Source organism: Streptomyces sp. NPDC059743 (genome assembly GCF_042732975.1).
Classification (GTDB): Bacteria; Actinomycetota; Actinomycetes; order Streptomycetales; family Streptomycetaceae; genus Streptomyces.
Genome location: NZ_JBHWGS010000007.1, coordinates 81,173 through 95,930, shown reverse-complemented (window position 1 = coordinate 95,930; position 14,758 = coordinate 81,173). Strand labels below are relative to the sequence as shown.

Genomic DNA, 14,758 nt, shown 5'->3' with positions numbered 1-14,758 from the left:
TCGGCCGCGTAGCAAGGATGGTCGGAGGCACGGGATCCCGGACTCGTCTCCGCCCCGACTTCACCCCATCAGGTGACGGTTGTCCCGGGTGGCGGGATGAGTCCTCGTTGGTAGGCGTATCGCACGGCCTGCGCGCGGTCGCGCACTCCCGTCTTGGCGAAGAGATTGTTGATATGGGTCTTCACCGTGGCCGCGCCGATGTGCAGTCGCTGCGCGATCTCCTTGTTGGAGAGCCCTTCGGCGACCAGGGAGAGCACCTCGGCCTCCCGCGCGGTCAGCCCGTCGGGCAACTCCACGGGCGCGGGCGCGGCGAGCGGCGCGGTGACCCGTTCCAGCAGTCTGCGCTGCACGGCGGGCGCCAGTCCCGCCTGGCCCGCCAGTACGTCCTCCACGGCCCGGACGATCTCCTCGCCCTGCGCGTCCTTGGTCAGATAGCCACGGGCGCCCGCCCGGAGCGCGGCGAAGAGCGAATCGTCGTCGGCGTAGGTCGTGAGCACCACGACCTGGGTTCCCGGGTGCTCGGCGCGGATACGGCGGGTGGCCTCCACGCCGTCGCAGCGGGGCATCCGCAGATCCATCAGGACGACATCGGGACCGAGTTCGGCGACAAGCGCCACCGCCTCCTCGCCGTCCTTCGCCGCGCCGACGACCTCGATGCCCGGCAGCAGCCCGAGCAGCATCACGATGCCCTCACGCACCACGGCCTGGTCGTCGGCCACGATCACGCGGGCCGTCATGCGGGCACTCGCAGACGCACGGTAAAACCCTTCCCTTCGCGGCCTTCGGACCTCACAGGACTCTCGGAACCGTCCGAGCCCGTCTCGGAGCCCTCCGAGCCGCCCTCGGAGCCACCAGGACCGCCAGGGCCACCGGGACCGGCCTCCAGAGTGCCGCCGAGCAGTTCGGCGCGCTCCCTCATCCCCAGCAGACCGTACCCGGAGCCGGAGACCGCCAGCCCTGCCGGGCCCGCTCCGTTCCCACCGGAGTCCTTCCCGCCGGAGTCCCTTATGTCCAGCGTCACCTCGTCCATGCCATACGTGAGCACGATCCGTACGCGCGCGCCCGGCGCGTGCTTCCGTACGTTGGTGAGCGCCTCCTGCGCCACCCTGCGCACCGTCTGCGAGGCCTCCGCGGGCAGCGGCCTCGGCGCTCCCTCGACCGCGACCTCGGCGCCTTCCATGGCGGCCAGCTCACGGAGATGATCACCGAGCGGAGCCATCTCACCGCGCAGGGCGGAGAGCGCCTGCCGGGTCTCGGAGAGCCCTTCGCGCGCCATGGAACGCGCGGCGACGACGCGCTCCAGTATCTGGTCGCGGAACGGTGCCGGCGGTTCCCGCTCTATCCGCAGCCGGGCCGCCTCCAGATGCACAAGCTGCGCGGAGAGGCTGTGCGCCAGGACGTCATGGATGTCCCGGGCTATCCTCGCCCGCTCGGCGAGGGCCGCCGACTCGGCCTCGGCTGCACGGGCGGCCCGCTCCTGCGCCAGCAGCCGCTGCGCGCTGCCGCGCGCCTCCGCGTCGAGCCGCAGCACATAGCCGCCGAGGAGCAGTCCCGCGGTGCTGAGCGACGTGGTCAGCCAGGCGTCCGGGTTGACCACGGCGAATCCGCCGAGAGCGAGACAGCTGGTGGGCAGGGCTGCGGCGAGCGGCAGCCGTTCCATGGCGGTGATGGCACAGCCGCACCACAGCACGACCGCGGCGATCTCGAATCCGCTCTGGCGCGCGGCGAGAGCTCCGCCCATCAGTGCCATCAGCAGCACGACCGACGGCCAGAGCTGATGCCGCAGGGTGGTGCGGTAGAAGGCCCAGGCGCAGAAGACGAGGGCGAACGTGGCGGCCACGGCCACGGCCGCCGCCCAGCCCTCCACATGGCGCCGGCTGAAAGTCGACCAGAGCAGGGCCGCCAGAGTGAGCATTCGGATGGACCGGGCCAGCCATCGCCGTGCCTCGGTACGGCCGTGCCGAGTGAGGGCCTCCCGGGAGGGCCAGTTCGTCCAGGCGTCGGCTGTCACACACGGTCCTTCCACGGCGCGGCGGCTGTCCCGTCACCGTACGACGGGTGTACGGCACGGGCCCGCCACACCAGCATGCCTCTGCGGACCAGCACGGAGGCGGCGAGTGCGAGCAGCAGCGCTCCGGAGCCCTGGTGGACACCTATCAGCGCGCCGATGCCCATCAGCCCGGCCCGCAGGGCTATCCCGCCGATCCAGACCGCGACCGTGGCCCCGGTGCCCTTCGTCCACACGGAGCCGTCCTCGGCGGTCCAGAGCCGGCCGGTCCAGGCCCAGCCCGCGCCCATCACCAGTCCCACCACCAGCTCGGCTCCGAGCAGCAGCACCGACAGCGAGCGGTCGTGCGCGTCTATCAGGCCCGGCTGGCTCAGGGCGACGACCGCCAGGACGACGGGCAGCACCAGCCAGCCGCGCCCGCCGATGGTGATCCGCTGTGGCCTGAACTGGCGCACGGCGACCAGCGCGACAGCGGCGACGATCACGAGAATGTCGATGGGCGAGGACATGCGGTGCCTCCGGGGACGAAGAAGTTCAGCGACTTCGACGTTACGGAGAAGCGTCAGGTCAGAGCATCGGCGCAAGGGTTGATCAAAGGTGGAAACGCGGTCTCCACCCGTGGGTGGAGACCGCGCTGGGCAGGTCGTGCTGGGCAGATCACGCTCGGCAGGTCGCGCCTGGGAGATCGCGGCTCAGGCGTCGATGCGCGAGCGGTCCAGGGTCGCCGCGGAGCTGGTGATGAACTCCTTGCGGGGCGCCACCTCATTGCCCATCAGCAGATCGAAGATCTGCTCGGACGACTCCAGGTCGCCGATGTTGATCCGCCGCAGGGTGCGGTGGCGCGGATCCATCGTGGTCTCCGCGAGCTGGTCGGCGTCCATCTCGCCCAGGCCCTTGTAGCGCTGGATGGAGTCCTTGAATCGGATGTTCTTGCGCTGGTACTCCAGCAGCGTCTGCCGCAGTTCGCTGTCCGAGTACGTGTACACATACTTGTCCTGGCCCCGCTTGGGCTGCACCAGCTCGATCCGGTGCAGCGGCGGTACGGCGGCGAAGACCCGGCCCGCCTCCACCATCGGCCGCATATAGCGCTGGAAGAGCGTGAGCAGCAGACAGCGGATATGGGCGCCGTCGACATCGGCGTCGACCAGGAGCACGATCTTGCCGTAGCGGGCCGCGTCGATGTCGAACGTACGGCCCGAGCCCGCTCCTATGACCTGGATGATCGCCCCGCACTCGGCGTTCTTGAGCATGTCCGAGACGGACGACTTCTGGACATTGAGGATCTTGCCCCGGATCGGCAGCAGCGCCTGGAACTCGCTGTTCCTGGCGAGCTTGGCCGTACCGAGCGCGGAGTCTCCCTCCACGATGAACAGCTCGCTGCGGTCCACGTCGTCGCTGCGGCAGTCGGCGAGCTTGGCCGGCAGCGAGGAGGACTCCAGCGCGGTCTTCCTGCGCTGCGCCTCCTTGTGCTGGCGGGCCGCGATCCGTGTACGGGCGGCGGCGACGGCCTTCTCCAGCACAGCCCGTGCCTGCGCCTTGGCGTCGCGCTTCGTCGACGTCAGGAATTCCTTGAGTTCCTTGGCCACGACATTGGAGACGATCCGGTTGGCTGCGGAGGTGCCCAGGACCTCCTTGGTCTGGCCCTCGAACTGCGGCTCCGCGAGCCGCACCGTGACCACGGCGGTCAGGCCCTCCAGGGCGTCGTCCTTGACGATGTCGTCCTCGGCGACCCGCAGCATCTTGGCCGAGCGCAGCACCTCGTTGACCGTCCTGGTCAGCGAGCGCTCGAAGCCGCTCACATGCGTACCGCCCTTGGGCGTCGCGATGATGTTCACGAACGACTTGACCGCGGTCTCGTACCCGGTGCCCCAGCGCAGCGCGATGTCGACGCCCAGCTCCCGGGTGACCTCGGTCGGTGTCATGTGCCCGCGGTCGTCCAGGACCGGCACGGTCTCCTTGAAGATGCCCTGGCCGGTCAGCCGCAGCACGTCGCAGACGGCCTTGTCCTGCGCCAGATATTCGCAGAACTCGCTGATGCCGCCGTCGAAACGGAAGGTCTCCTCGACCGTGCCGTTGCCCTCGCTCTCGCCGGCCGCCCGCTCGTCCCTGACGACGATGGTCAGTCCGGGAACCAGGAAGGCGGTCTGGCGGGCGCGCTGGTGGAGCGTCTCCAGGGAGAGCTTGGCGTCCTTGAGGAAGATCTGCCGGTCGGCCCAGTAGCGCACGCGCGTGCCCGTCCGGGTCCTGGGCACCCGCTTGCCCTTGATCAGCCCGTTCGCCGGGTCGAAGGGACTGTCGGGTCCCGGCTCGGTGAAGATGCCGGGGACTCCGCGCCGGAAGCTGATCGAGTGGGTGGCGCTGTTGCGGTCCACCTCGACATCGAGCCGGGCGGAGAGCGCGTTCACCACCGAGGCGCCCACGCCGTGCAGACCGCCGGAGGCGGCATACGAGCCGCCGCCGAACTTTCCGCCGGCGTGCAGCTTGGTCATGACGACCTCGATGCCGGACAGGCCGGTCTTGGGCTCGACATCGACCGGAATGCCCCGGCCGTTGTCCTTGACCTCGACCGAGCCGTCCTCGTGGAGGATCACCTCGATGTGGTCGCAGTACCCGCCCAGGGCCTCGTCGACGGAGTTGTCGATGATCTCCCAGAGGCAGTGCATCAGACCGCGGCTGTCGGTCGAGCCGATATACATTCCGGGTCGCTTGCGGACCGCTTCGAGCCCCTCAAGGACGAGCAGGTGCCGCGCGGTGTAGTTGGAGCCGTCACGGTCTGCGGTCAGCAGCGCAGTGGACGGCACGGACGTCTCGGCGGTCACGCGGTTCGCTCCTCGCTGAATTTGAGATGTGGCCCCGTGGGGTAAAGGCCCGGCGTCTGTCACCGGTCAGAGGGTACAGAGGCCTGGTAGAGCCGTTGTCACGCCACCCACGCGATTTCTTATGCTAGTCCACGGTCGCATAGGTGTTCGATCCCTCGTCGGGGTGAAGCACACATCACGTTCCCTTCCAGGCATGAACCATTTAGGCTCCGGGCACGTCCTCATCAACAACCGGCAAGCCAGCCGGCGAGGGCGCTCCCCACTGACAAGCACTGTCAAGCAACGCGAAACCCGTAGAGCGAAGCCAAGCGAAGCGATACGGCCCATTCGCCGCCAACCGCCAGCAGCCAGCCACCCGGAAAGAAGTTTTCAAGGAAAAGCCGAGAGCGGGAACGTTTTCGGCCTGGTTGGATGTTGACCCTGGTACGACAGCTCGTCGAGCTAGAGAAGAGGCGACGTGACTACTGTTCTGACCCCCGCGAGCCCGCTGACCGCGGCTGACCGCTGCGACCGCTGCGGCGCGCAGGCCTATCTGCGCGTCGTCCTGATCAGCGGTGGTGAACTGCTCTTCTGCGCCCACCACGGACGTAAGTTCGAGCCGGAACTCAAGAAGATCGCCGCGGAAATACAGGATGAGACCGACCGACTGACGGCCGTGCCGGCCGGCGGCGGTGAAGAGGAGCGCTGACACCTCGCATCCACGACGAGCCAAGGGTCGGTCCTGACCGGCCGACGGGCGGCCACTCCCGCTGAGCGCGGGGTGGCCGCCTGTTCTCGTCACCGTGGGACGTTTGCCCCCACCGCGGTGGCGACCGCCCTGACCTCGGTGGTGATCCGGGTGTAGACCCCGGGACTGTCCGAGCGTCCACAGCCGCTGCCCCAGGAGACCAGCCCGATAAGGCGTCCCTGGGCCACCAGCGGCCCTCCGCTGTCGCCCTGGCAGGCGTCATGCCCGCCCGCGGGATCGCCCGCACAGAGCATCGTGGAGGGCTCGTAGCGGCCACCTGAGCCGCCTGAGTACGCCCGCGAGCAGTTCGCATCGGGCAGGACCGTCACCGGCGCGGAGCGCAGCGTGCTCGCGTAGTCGCCGTCACCGGAGGTGTCGCCCCAGCCGTAGACGGCGGCGGCGGTCCCGGGCTCCGCGGCGGAGTCCCCCGGCTCGGCCGGCCGGATCGCGTACCTCCTGGGCAGCGCGCGCTCCAGCGTCAGCACGGCCAGATCCGCCGCGTTGGTGCCCGGGTCGTACGCCGGATCGACCTGGACGGACCGTACGGAGACGACATGCCCGCCCTTGGCGCGCAGCCGGTCCCGTCCTGCGATGATCCTGAGGTCGCGCACCTGTCCCGGAGGCCCTCCGAGCACATCCGGGCTCATACAGTGGGCGGCCGTCAGCACTTTCGTCGGAGCCACCACCACACCCCCGCAGAACTGGCCCGCCCGCGTACCGCCGAAGCGGTCACGGCTGGACACGGCCACGACCCAGGGGCTGTCGGCGGCCCGGACCGGCTGACCACCGATGACCACACTCTCGGCGACGGCGGGCGGCGGCGAGAGAAGCGGCGGCAGGACCCCCGCCGCGATCGCGGCCACTCCTCCCGTCAGCACTCGGGCAAGCGAATGACGCATACGGGCTCCTGACTCTCCGGTGAAGACGTATCTACCCAGAGTCATCCTCCCGTGCCCGTCCCGCACCCCGCGCACGAGGCGAAGGCCCGGATCCGTGGTGGCATCCGGGCCTTCGAACGCGCTTCAGTGCGCCCCTGAAAGAGACCTGATCGAGATGGTCCTAATCGAGATAGTCGCGCAGGACCTGCGAACGCGACGGGTGGCGCAGCTTCGACATGGTCTTGGACTCGATCTGACGAATACGCTCCCGCGTCACGCCGTAGACCTTGCCGATCTCGTCCAGCGTCTTGGGCTGGCCGTCCGTGAGGCCGAAGCGCATGGAGACCACGCCCGCCTCACGCTCAGAGAGGGTGTCGAGCACCGAGTGGAGCTGCTCCTGGAGCAGTGTGAAGCTGACGGCGTCGGCCGGGACGACCGCCTCGGAGTCCTCGATGAGGTCTCCGAACTCGCTGTCGCCGTCCTCGCCCAGCGGAGTGTGCAGGGAGATCGGCTCACGGCCGTACTTCTGGACCTCGATGACCTTCTCGGGGGTCATGTCGAGCTCCTTGGCCAGCTCCTCCGGCGTGGGCTCACGGCCCAGGTCCTGGAGCATCTGGCGCTGGACACGCGCGAGCTTGTTGATGACCTCGACCATGTGCACCGGGATACGGATGGTGCGGGCCTGGTCGGCCATGGCGCGGGTGATCGCCTGACGGATCCACCAGGTGGCGTACGTGGAGAACTTGTAGCCCTTGGTGTAGTCGAACTTCTCGACCGCACGGATCAGACCGAGATTGCCCTCCTGGATCAGATCCAGGAAGAGCATGCCGCGGCCGGTGTAGCGCTTGGCCAGCGAGACCACGAGGCGGAGGTTGGCCTCCAGCAGATGGTTCTTGGCGCGTCGGCCGTCCTCCGCGATGATCTCCAGCTCGCGCTTGAGCTTGGGCGCGAGCTTGTCGGAGTTGGCCAGCTTGTCCTCGGCGAAGAGTCCGGCCTCGATGCGCTTGGCGAGTTCGACCTCCTGCTCGGCGTTGAGGAGCGGGACCTTGCCGATCTGCTTCAGATAGTCCTTGACCGGGTCGGCGGTGGCACCGGCGACGGCGACCTGCTGGGCCGGCGCGTCGTCCTCATCGTCGTCGGAGAGTACGAAGCCCTTGTTCTCGCCCTCGGTCTCCTCCTCCTCGACCTTGCCGCCCTGGATCTCATCGGTCGGCTCCTCGCCGTCCGCGACCTCGTCGGCGTCCTTCTTGCCCGCCACGGTCTTCTTGGCGGTCGTCTTCTTGGCGGCGGTCTTCTTGACCGTCGCCTTCTTGGCCACGGTCTTCTTCGCGGCGGTCTTCTTGGCGGGTACGACGGCCTCGTCGGCCGCCGTGTCCACACTCTCCACCGCGGGAGCTGCGGTGGCTGCCGCGACAGTCTTCGCCGTGGCCGTCTTGGTCGCGACAGTCTTGGTGGCGGTGCGCTTGACCGGGCTCTTCGCTGCGACGCTCTTGCGGGTGCGCTTCGGCGACTCCGCGGCACTGACCATCAGCGTCACACCCTCTTCCTCGAGGATCTGGTTGAGGCTGCGCAGAACATTCTTCCACTGGGTTGGCGGAATCTGGTCGGCCTCGAAGGCCCGACGCACGTCATCGCCGGCGATCTGCCCATCAGCCTTTCCCCGCTCGATGAGCGCCATCACAGACTCGGACTCGGCGATCTCCGGCGGGAGCGTACGGGATGTGCTGGCCGACACGAACAACCTCTCGGAACGATGGAAACGGCTTCCGGCCCCGCCCAGGATCGGGCCGGAGCCGACGACCGTCGGCTGGGGATGTGCCGACGGCGCGGGTTAGGACCTCAGAGGGTGAATACAGCGCCACGCACGGCGGTCGTATTCCCTCCTCGGCTGTCACCTCTTAGGTCATCGCCCTGCCTCGAGGAGTGTTACGCCCAATCCACGTGGCCCGAGTCACACCTCATTTGCGACAAAGCGACCAGAAGCGGGATCTAAGCCCCCACAATCGCATCGCCGGACCCTCCGGGTCCGGCGACACACGATGCGTACATCCCCGTACGTCCTGGCTGCGGCGGCGCTCAGTGCTCGCGCGGCGCGGGGACGACGCGCTCCACCTCGGGCTGCACGGTGAGCAGTTGACGCATGGCCGATTCCGCGGCGTGCGCGTCACCGGTGGCGAGGGCGTCGGCGATCCGCGTGTGGTGGGCGAGCGAGGCCTCGGTGGGACGGTCGCATCCGGTGACCGGACCGCCGGAGACCTGGAGGGCGGCGGAAACGATGCCGGAGAGATGCTCCAGCATGCGGTTGCCGGCGAGCTGGATCAGCAGGGAGTGATATTCGGCGTCCGCACGCGCGAAGGTGATCGAGTCACCCTGGGCGAGGGCATGGCCCATGATCTCCACCATGTCGGTGAGCCGCTGCTGGACCTCCGCCCGGCCGTGGCCGGCCGCCAGACGTGCCGCGAGGGGCTCGATCGTCCAGCGCAGCTCGGTCAGCTCACGGCGCTGGTCGTCACGCTGCGGCCCGAAAGCCCGCCACTCGATGATGTCGGGGTCGAGCAGATTCCAGTCACTCACCGGCCGGACACGGGTACCTACATTGGGCCGGGCACTCACGAGGCCCTTGGCCTCCAGCACACGAAGCGACTCCCGCACCACGGTGCGGGAGACCTCGAAGCGCTGGCCGATCTCCTCGGGTACGAGCGGCCGGTCGGCGCCCAGATCTCCGGAGACGATCATCTGGCCGAGCTGCTGGACGAGTTGGCCGTGCAGTCCGCGGCCTCGGCTGCTCGTCGTACGCCGTCCCACCCGGCCCAAATCGGTGTCGGCGCCCTCCCAGACGGGGGCTGCCGCGCGGTCGGCGCCGGGCGCCTCCGCGAAGGGGTAGCGGTCGAGTTCACCCGGGTCGGCGAGGCCGGAGTCGACGGAACGGGCGGCGGTCATCATGGTGTGCGCAAGGGTACTCACGCATCCTTTGTCGGCGTTGCTTCCACGAGCCTTGAGGTCTTTGCTGAAAAGCACACGAAAGGGTGATCGGCGCTCGCCCTTCGATTGACGCCTTATCGGAAAGAAGCGGGCTTTCTCAGGGGACTTGTGGGCAGGAGGGCATACTCCGGTCTTTCCTCGGTCGCCAACGGGCCCTGCGGCGACGGCCGGTGAGCAGATATGCACAGAGAAGGACTGAAAGTGACAACGTCAGCGCCGCCGCGACCGGTTGAGCCATGAGTCTGACCGCGACCATCAGCCAGCGGTCGACCTGGCCCGGCCACTGAAGCCACGTCAGTTCACGGAGTCTGCCCGGGAGTCCGGCCATCGAACGCGCGGACGGACCGGAGAGCGCCACCTGAAGCAGAGGCACGACCAGGGTCGGTACGGCGATGACGGCGGCCACTCCGGCGACCGCGGCCCGGAAGACTCCGGCGGCGAGCAGCCCCGCCCAGGCGGAGCCGACGGCGAGACCGGCCCAGCCGGTACCGAGCGCCAACCAGTTGTCCGGTACGGGCGCGACACCGGCGCCGTACGCAAGACGCAGGACTCCGAAGTCGGCGACCACCGCCAGCAGTGTGAGCAGCAGGGCCGAGGCCGCCATCACCACGGACTTGGCGAGCAGCAGCCCGAGACGGCGGGGGACGGTGCCGCGCGCGTCGGCGAGCGCGGGGTAGCGGAACTCGTGGCCGAACGAGAGCGCTCCGAGCAGTCCGGCACCGAGCGCGGCGGGCGGCAGCGGCAGAAGGCCCGGCCAGGCCGAGAGTAGACCGGGCAGCGAGGTCCTGCCGCTGTGGGCGAGGGTCACGGCGAGAACCGTGGACGCGACAAGGACGGCGGCCACGATCAGATAGGTGCTGGGAACACCGAGCATGCGGCGGAGTTCATAACGCACCGGTCTGAGCGGGCTGCGGACCGGGCGCGCCGACAGCGGCGGCGGCAGCGGGCCGAGAGCGTCGGGCGCGGGCTCGGCCCGGAGTTCGGTGTGCGGACCGGTGTGTGTCTCGGCGTCGGGAGCGACGTGCGGCGCGGTCTGCGGCGTGGCGTGCGGCGCCGTGTGCGGGGTGGTCACCGCCTCGGTCGGTGTCGTGTCCGCCTCGGCCCGTGCCTGCCGTGGCGTGAAGGCCCGCGCCGGGCCCGGTACGGAGACGGTGCGGAAGGAAGAACCGGGGCCTGAGCCTGAGCCGGGGCTTGAGCCGGGGCCAGGCACCGGAACGGAGACGGCGGCCGGGACCGGTGCGAGCCGGGGAACCGGACCCGGGCCTGTGTCACCGAACTCGTCGGCGAGCTGATGGACGAGGATGCCGTGCCGGAAGGCAGCCTCACCGATCTCGGGGCATGTGCTGCCGAAGACGGTGAGCCGGCTGCCCGCCTCGGTGACCACTTCGACGGAGCGTCTACTCGCGCGGGCCTCACGGCTCAGCACATCGGCGAGACGCGCGGCGTGCGGTGTCCTGACCGCGACGCGCGGACGCAGCCTGGTACGGGCGAAGGCGGCTCCGTCCTGGTCGGCGACAAGGCGGCCGTCGTCGATGGTGACGACATGATCGGCGGTGCGGGCGGCCTCCTTGGGATCGTCGGTGGTGTACAGAACGGTGCCGCCCTGGGCCGCGTGCGCGCTGAGCAGCCCGAACAGCCAACTGGTCTCGCGAAGCGAGAGTCCTCCGGACGGCGCGTCGAGTAGCAGCGTGTGCGGGTCGCCCAACAGCGCGGTGGCGAGCCCGAGTCTGCGCTCCATACCGAGCGAGAGCGTGCCGAGACGTTCGTCGCGCAGCCCTTGGAGACCCACGACGTCGAGAAGTTCGTCGGCGCGCGAGGCGGGGACGCCCACGGCGGCGCCGAGCATCCTGAGCTGGCCCCTGACCGTGCGTCCGGGATGGCCTGGCACATCGCCGAGGAGTACGCCGATCTCACGTGCCGGATGGGCGATGCGATGGAGCGGACGGCCGCGGAAGTAGGTGATCCCTCGGCCGGGTTGGAGTTCGAGCATCAGCCTGAGGGCTGTCGTCTTGCCCGCGCCGGAGGCACCGAGAAGCGCGGTGACGGAGCCGGGCCGGGCCTCGAAGGTCAGATCGTCCACGGCGGAGGTGAGGTCTCGACGGGGGGTGCTGGTCAGTCCAATGGCCTGGAGCATCGCTTCTCCCGCGGGGTGAGACCGCTCGGCGGCAGGGTGAGTACCGCAGCAAGATAACGCTATATGTCCGACTTGTAGCGCAGGGCTGCCCACCCGGGTGTCTTAAGTCCGGGCACCCGGTCCCGTCGGCCGGACGACTGACGGCCCCTCAGGCCGCCGCTGCCCCATCTCCGTCGCTGTCTCTGACCCCCTCAGACCTCGGGACGCAGCATCGGCGGGTTGAGTACAGTCGCTCCGCCGGCCCGGAAGAGCTGAGCGGGCCGACCGCCCTGCCGGGTGGTGGTGCCTCCGGACGGGACCAGGAATCCCGGCGTCCCTGTCACCTTGCGATGGAAGTTACGTGGGTCGAGCGCCACGCCCCACACCGCCTCGTACACCCGGCGCAGCTCGCCGACGGTGAACTCGGACGGGCAGAACGCGGTGGCGAGCGAGGAGTACTCGATCTTGGAACGGGCCCGCTCGACACCGTCCGCGAGGATCCGCCCATGGTCGAAGGCGAGCTGTGCGGGCTGTCCGTCCTCGCGGACGAAACCACTCTCCTGGTTGAGCAGTGCCTCGACGGGAGCCCAGCGCGCGCTGTTGGCGTCGCCGCCCGCGCGCGGGGCCGGAAGGTCGGGCGAGAGCGCCAGATGGGCGACGCTGACCACCCGCATCCGTGGGTCCCGTTTGGGATCTCCATAGGTGGCGAGCTGTTCCAGATGGGCCCCGTTCCCGGGCGCCGGTGCCTTGGGATCGTGCGCGCAGAGCCCGGTCTCCTCGGACAGTTCCCGTGCCGCCGCGTCGGCGAGATCCTCGTCGGCCCTGACAAAGCCGCCGGGCAGCGCCCACCGGCCCTGGAATGGCGGCTCTCCGCGCCGTACGACCAGCGCGCAGAGCGCGTGGCGCCGCACGGTGAGCACGACCAGGTCGACAGTGACGGCAAAAGCGGGAAAAGCCGACGGGTCGTAGGGCGACATGCCGCGATCATAGTCGTCTGCCTGACGATAAACACTCCTTCGGTCATGCCCACTGATTACTTCTTTCGCTCACCCGGCCGTCCTATGTCCGAGGCATGTCCGGGTCGAACGAAACACGCTCGCCCGGCTCCACCAAGGCTCATCCGTCGCCGCCGCCGAGTTGGAGACCGCTCGCCGCTTCCTCCACCATCCCGAGCCCAAGTCGGCTGACCCGTACGGAGAAGGGCTCACCCGCGACCCGCAGCCCGCTGAGCCGGACCGCTCCGAGCGGGGCCGAGCGGACCGGGTGGAGCGCGACCGTGCCACCGGGCGCGTCAGGGCGGATACCGACAAGTGCGGTCAGCAGATGGATGCCCGCCGCAGCGGCCACGGCGGCCGGACGGCACGCCGCGGGATGCGGCACGGGCGCGCCTCCGGCGGTGCGCTGCTCTCCCGCGTACATCTCCGGCAGCCGATGGCCGAAGGCCTCCGCCGCGTCCAGCACGCCGCGCAGCAGGGACACGGCTTCCTTCCCATGTCCGGCCGTCGCCAGACCGGCGACGGCGACGGCCGTCTCATGGACCCGCACCGCACCCGCGCGATGACCGAACGGATTGTGTCCCGGCTCCCGGGCGCCAAGGCCCCGCAGCCCCCAGCCGGAGTCCAGTGCGGGACTGCCGAGCACACGGGCCAGCTGCTCGGTCCGCACCCGGTCCAGCAGCCCCGGGGCCGCTCTGCCCTCGCCGAGCAGACCGGTGTCCAGGAGATGGGCGAAGCTGCCGCTCGGATACGGAAGCAGCTGGCCGTCGCGGAGACGCGCCGCGGCCGGACGGCCGCCCGCGCGGTCCTCGATCCAGAACGTCTCCGCGAACCGCAGCCGCAGCGCGCCCGCCCACTCGCGCCACTCGTCGGCCCCCGGCCGTCCACAGGCGTCCAGCAGATCGGCTCCCAGCAGGGCCGCGCGGTGTGCGTGGGCCTGGGTCTCCACACGCTGGGGCCCGGCGGGGCCCGGCTCCCCCAGCAGCTCGCCACCGTCCGCGGCGGAGCGCAGCCAGTGCAGACAGCGCTCCGCCGCCGGCAGCAGCTCGGCCAGCTCGCTTTCGGGAAGCCCCCAGCGGTGTGCCTCGGCAAGGACCACGGGGAAGGCGAGCGTCGCCTCCACTCCGGTACAGCTCGGCGGCAGATAAGGGCCGGCGTCCCGCAGCGGCCCGGGAAGCCGTCCGAAGTCCCGTCCTTTTCCCGTGAACTGGCCCCGGGCGACCGCGCGCAGCGTGCCCGCGGCCAGCCGGGTGCCGAGCGGAAGCGCCATCCGTACCGCCCAGAGCGCCTCGGCGGCGGGCGGTCCGCAGCGCCAGGGCACACCGGCGGCGGGATGAAGATCAGCGGGACCGCCCGGCCCTCGCACCAGCAGCCCCCGGAGATCGCCGAGGCTCGCGGCGAACAGCGCCTCCACTCGGGAATCGTCCCCCTCGGCCGCCGCCTCCGGCAGTGGATTGCCCCCGGTCCGGCCCGTCGGCCGGACAGGCCGGCCGGAGCGGATCCGCAGCTCGATCGTGCGGGCGGCTCCGGGCCCCAGCTCCACCTCCCAGCGCAGCAGTCCCGCCGAGGCCAGCGCGTCCTGGGGCGCCGGGGACGCGGTGACGACGGCAGATCCGCCACCGGGCGCGGACCAGCGCAACCCCGCGGTGTGGACGGCCGCGGGCAGTTCGGGTCCGGCCCGGCCGGCTCCGATCGCGGCCAGTTCCGCGAGGTCGCTGCCGAAGAAGATCTCCACCGGGAATCTGCGGATCCGGCGGGCCGAGCTGTGCAGCGTGATCCGTTCGGTGCCGTCGGCGTCCCGTACCCGTTCGACACTGATCTCCGGGTCGGGCCCGGCATCGTCGGGAGTGCGGACCACCGCCAGGAACCGCGCCCGGTCGGCGGCGACCAGCCTGCCCTGGACCGAAAGAGGCTCCTGTCCGGCAATCCGCAGCCGACAGCGGGAGAGCAGACGTCTGCCGGACTGGTAGAAGCCCTCGATCCCTTCGCCGGTGAGCTGTCCGTGCTCGGCCGAGACCGCGAGGCACGGCAGCGCGACACAGAGCAGGACATGGTGCGCGGCGGGCGGTCCGGCACATGGCACGGCCTTTCTCCGCCCGGCCCCGGAGGAGGTGGCTCGCGGTGGCTCGCTGTTCGGAGGAGGGGCGGTGAGGGCCATGGGTGGTCTGCTCTGCCTTCTGTGCTCTCCGGAGGGCCGCCGTCTCTGCGGCGACGCGGCTCGTACGACTCCGCCACA

General features: G+C 70.1%; 11 protein-coding genes. 1 reads left to right on the top strand and 10 read right to left on the bottom strand.

Annotated elements, in window-relative coordinates:
* Positions 1 to 68 precede the first annotated feature (68 nt).
* The 4 genes from ACFV6H_RS14985 to ACFV6H_RS14970 all read right to left on the bottom strand — a co-directional run bounded on the left by ACFV6H_RS14985 (position 69) and on the right by ACFV6H_RS14970 (position 4,827).
* Positions 69 to 737, bottom strand: coding sequence for a response regulator (locus ACFV6H_RS14985; protein WP_384985357.1), 669 nt, complete (start codon positions 735 to 737; stop codon positions 69 to 71).
* The gene (locus ACFV6H_RS14980; RefSeq protein WP_385541726.1) at positions 734 to 2,011 is read right to left on the bottom strand and encodes a sensor histidine kinase; all 1,278 of its coding nucleotides are present in this window, start codon (positions 2,009 to 2,011) and stop codon (positions 734 to 736) included. The genes ACFV6H_RS14985 and ACFV6H_RS14980 overlap by 4 nt, the downstream gene beginning before the upstream one ends.
* Positions 2,008 to 2,517 carry a DUF1453 domain-containing protein gene (locus tag ACFV6H_RS14975; RefSeq protein ID WP_385541724.1) on the bottom strand — a complete coding sequence of 170 codons (510 nt, stop codon included), beginning with the start codon at positions 2,515 to 2,517 and terminating at the stop codon, positions 2,008 to 2,010. The genes ACFV6H_RS14980 and ACFV6H_RS14975 overlap by 4 nt, the downstream gene beginning before the upstream one ends.
* Before the next feature lie 183 nt (positions 2,518 to 2,700).
* A complete protein-coding gene (locus ACFV6H_RS14970; RefSeq protein ID WP_385541722.1) occupies positions 2,701 to 4,827 on the bottom strand; it encodes a type IIA DNA topoisomerase subunit B in 2,127 nt (708 codons plus the stop codon).
* A 457-nt stretch (positions 4,828 to 5,284) separates the two neighbouring features.
* On the opposite strand from ACFV6H_RS14970, the gene ACFV6H_RS14965 reads away from it, so the two are divergent.
* Positions 5,285 to 5,515: a hypothetical protein gene (locus ACFV6H_RS14965; protein ID WP_046495432.1), complete on the top strand. Its 231-nt coding sequence runs from the start codon at positions 5,285 to 5,287 to the stop codon at positions 5,513 to 5,515.
* A gap of 89 nt (positions 5,516 to 5,604) precedes the next feature.
* Here ACFV6H_RS14965 and ACFV6H_RS14960 read toward each other — a convergent pair whose 3' ends face one another.
* The 6 genes from ACFV6H_RS14960 to ACFV6H_RS14935 form a co-directional block, all read right to left on the bottom strand.
* Entirely contained in the window at positions 5,605 to 6,453 is an 849-nt protein-coding gene (locus tag ACFV6H_RS14960; RefSeq protein ID WP_384788334.1) for a serine protease, read from the bottom strand.
* Positions 6,454 to 6,613: 160 nt separating this feature from the next.
* A complete protein-coding gene (locus tag ACFV6H_RS14955) occupies positions 6,614 to 8,167 on the bottom strand; it encodes an RNA polymerase sigma factor (protein ID WP_093602808.1) in 1,554 nt (517 codons plus the stop codon).
* A 341-nt stretch (positions 8,168 to 8,508) separates the two neighbouring features.
* Positions 8,509 to 9,396 (bottom strand): FadR/GntR family transcriptional regulator, encoded by an 888-nt coding sequence (locus ACFV6H_RS14950; protein WP_161230499.1) that lies wholly within the window; start codon positions 9,394 to 9,396, stop codon positions 8,509 to 8,511.
* 115 nt (positions 9,397 to 9,511) lie between these two features.
* Entirely contained in the window at positions 9,512 to 11,548 is a 2,037-nt protein-coding gene (locus ACFV6H_RS14945) for an ATP-binding cassette domain-containing protein (protein ID WP_385541719.1), read from the bottom strand.
* Positions 11,549 to 11,739: 191 nt separating this feature from the next.
* The gene (locus tag ACFV6H_RS14940) at positions 11,740 to 12,504 is read right to left on the bottom strand and encodes an NUDIX domain-containing protein (protein ID WP_093602814.1); all 765 of its coding nucleotides are present in this window, start codon (positions 12,502 to 12,504) and stop codon (positions 11,740 to 11,742) included.
* Between the two features lie 139 nt (positions 12,505 to 12,643).
* A complete protein-coding gene (locus tag ACFV6H_RS14935) occupies positions 12,644 to 14,680 on the bottom strand; it encodes a glycogen debranching N-terminal domain-containing protein (protein WP_385541717.1) in 2,037 nt (678 codons plus the stop codon).
* Positions 14,681 to 14,758 lie beyond the last annotated feature (78 nt).